Source organism: Mesorhizobium sp. M7D.F.Ca.US.004.03.1.1 (genome assembly GCF_003998635.1).
Lineage (GTDB): Bacteria > Pseudomonadota > Alphaproteobacteria > Rhizobiales > Rhizobiaceae > Mesorhizobium > Mesorhizobium loti.
Window position 1 is genome coordinate 1 of record NZ_RZQG01000821.1, and the last position, 2,663, is coordinate 2,663.

The window sequence follows — 2,663 nt, forward strand, 5'->3', positions numbered from 1 at the left end:
CAATGCAGCTGGCTGAAGGACAAGTTCGGTATCTCCTGGCAGGTTGTGCCGGAGCAACTGCCGCGCCTGCTTCTGGATCCGGACCGGGCCAAGGCCGGCCGCGTGATGTCGGCGATGATGCAGATGAGCAAGATCGACATCGCCAAGATCGAAGAGGCGGCGAAGGGGTGAGAAGCGGTCCGCGTAGCGGACGAAAAGCCAATTGCTTGGCTTTTCGAGCTTCGAACGGTGAAGACCCGGTCCGCCTTCGGGCGGATCAAAAGGTCCAGTGGGCCTTTTTGAAGGGGCTGAACGCCCGAAGGGCTGGGAGCCTGCGACGGGTCGGGGGCATAGGAGCCCATTGGTCCTTGAGGTCGGCGCTGCCCCTCATCCGCCCTTCGGGCACCTTCTCCCCGTAAAACGGGGAGAAGGGAGAACTTCAAGCCGCTCTGTCGCGGACCTGATAGTCCTTGATGGTGGCAAACTTGATCGCCTTCCAGCGTTCCGCTTCGTAATTCAGCGAAAAGGCGTGCTGGGCCAGGAACACAGGATCATTGTCGAGATCGCGGGCGATGTCGCCGCGATGCGCCTCGATGAAACGCAGCACCTCGGCCTTGTCATCGGCCGATATCCAGCGGCAGACAGAAAAGCGTGACATCTCGAATTCGACCGGCAGCGTGTATTCGAAGTTCAGCCGCTCCTTCAACACGTCGAGCTGCAGCGCCCCGACGACGCCGACGATGGCCGGCGAGCCGTCCTCGGGCGAGAACAGCTGCACGACGCCCTCCTCGGCCATCTGGTGCAGCGCTTCCTTGAGCTTCTTGGCCTTCATCGCGTCGCCGAGGCGGACGCGGCGCAGGATTTCCGGCGCGAAATTCGGCACGCCGCGGAACAGTATCTCCTCGCCTTCGGTCAGCGTGTCGCCGATGCGCAGCGTGCCGTGGTTGGGGATCCCGACGACATCGCCGGCAAAGGCCTCGTCGGCGGTGACGCGGGTGCGGGCAAAGAAGAACTGCGGCGCCGACAGCGACATCGGCTTTCCCGTGCGCACCAGCTTGGCCTTCATGCCGCGCTCGAGCTTGCCCGAACAGACACGGACGAAGGCGATGCGGTCGCGGTGGTTGGGGTCCATGTTGGCCTGGATCTTGAAGACGAAGGACGTCATCTTCTCCTCGGTCGCCTCGACCTTGCGGGTGTCAGCCTCCTGCGCACGCGGCGGCGGCCCGAAGGCGCCGAGCGCCTCGATCAGGTCGCGGACGCCATAATTGCGCAACGCGGAGCCGAAATAGACCGGCGTCAGATGGCCCTCGCGAAAAGCGTCGATGTCGAGCGGCCGGCAGGCTTCGCGCGCCAGTTCCAGCTCCTCAATAAAGGTTTCGCGCTCGTTCTCCGGCAGCAGCCCGGCAACGCGGTTGGAATCGGGACCGTTGACCGGCGTGCGTTCCTTCTCATCGTCGCCCTTGCGCACGGCGTTCAGCGCCAGATGGTAGGTGCCAGAGAACGTCTTGCCGCGGCCGATCGGCCAGGTGATCGGCGCGGTGTCCAGCGCCAGCTTCTGCTCGATCTCGTCGAGTATCTCGAATGGGTCGCGACTTTCGCGGTCCATCTTGTTGACGAAGGTGATGATCGGGATGTCGCGCAGCCGGCAGACCTCGAACAGTTTCAGCGTGCGCGGCTCGATGCCCTTGGCGGCATCGATGACCATGACGGCCGAGTCGACCGCCGATAGCGTGCGGTAGGTGTCGTCGGCGAAATCCTCGTGCCCGGGCGTGTCGAGCAGGTTGAAGACATTGTCCTCATACTCGAAGGTCATCACCGAAGTGACGACCGAAATGCCGCGCTCGCGCTCGATCTTCATCCAGTCCGACCGCGTCTGGATCTTGTCCTTCTTGGCCTTGACCTCGCCGGCAAGCTGGATGGCGCCGCCGAACAGCAGCAGCTTTTCGGTGAGCGTGGTCTTGCCGGCGTCCGGGTGCGCGATGATCGCGAAGGTGCGGCGGCGCGCCACTTCTTCTTCTATTGCTTCGGGCATTCTCTGGGATTTCCGTGTGACAGGCCGGGCTTCTAGCAGCGCAGTGCCGGGCTGTCGACCGGTCCGGCGGCTCGAACGCTGCTGGTTGCCGCCTCACAGTCAGAGCATGCAGCTCAGTCGTGCTATGGCTCGGGCCAGCGCATTGCCGCATATTTCGCGCTGCGCGATGTTGGCAAGCGGCTGCCAGGATGGCACTTGGATGAACGCCCGTCAGAAGTCGCTAGGGAAGAGGAGCGAGCATGAGCGCCGCAAAACAAGTGATCGTCATCGGCGCCGGCATCATCGGCGCCTCCATCGCCTGGCATCTGAGCAGAGCGGGTGCGCGGGTGGTGGTCATTGCCGACAGTGCTGCCGGTGGGGTGGCGACGCCAAATTCGTTTGCCTGGATCAACGCCAGCTGGGGCAATCCGGAGCCGTATTTCAGGCTGCGCACCCGCGCAATGGCCGAGTGGACGCGGCTGGCGCGGGACCTGCCCGGCCTGCCGCTGAGCTGGTGCGGCGGCCTGTGCTGGGATTTGTCGGCGGCCGACATGGAAACCTATGCCACTGAGCATTCCGCCTGGGGCTACGGCATCGAGCACGTCGACCGCGCCGGTGCTGCGCGCATCGAACCCAATCTCACCGAGCTGCCGGATTTTGCCCTGTATGTGGC

At 64.0% G+C, this 2,663-nt stretch carries 3 protein-coding genes; 2 read left to right on the forward strand and 1 reads right to left on the reverse strand.

Annotated features, from left to right (window positions below; all coding sequences use genetic code 11):
- On the forward strand, window positions 1-171 hold a 171-nt coding region (locus EN935_RS30365; protein ID WP_206534603.1), incomplete at its 5' end, for a VOC family protein.
- Between the two features lie 247 nt (window positions 172-418).
- Here EN935_RS30365 and EN935_RS30370 read toward each other — a convergent pair.
- Window positions 419-2,011, reverse strand: coding sequence for a peptide chain release factor 3 (locus EN935_RS30370; RefSeq protein ID WP_127262831.1), 1,593 nt, complete (start codon window positions 2,009-2,011; stop codon window positions 419-421).
- A gap of 239 nt (window positions 2,012-2,250) precedes the next feature.
- Here EN935_RS30370 and EN935_RS30375 point away from each other — a divergent pair.
- A partial coding sequence (locus EN935_RS30375) for an FAD-dependent oxidoreductase (RefSeq protein ID WP_164771464.1) occupies window positions 2,251-2,663 on the forward strand: 413 nt, incomplete at its 3' end.

Coding starts and splice junctions, on each gene's coding strand:
- EN935_RS30370 (WP_127262831.1), bottom strand. CDS start 2,011: ATGCCCGAAGCAATAGAAGAAGAAGTGGCGCGCCGCCGCACCTTCGCG.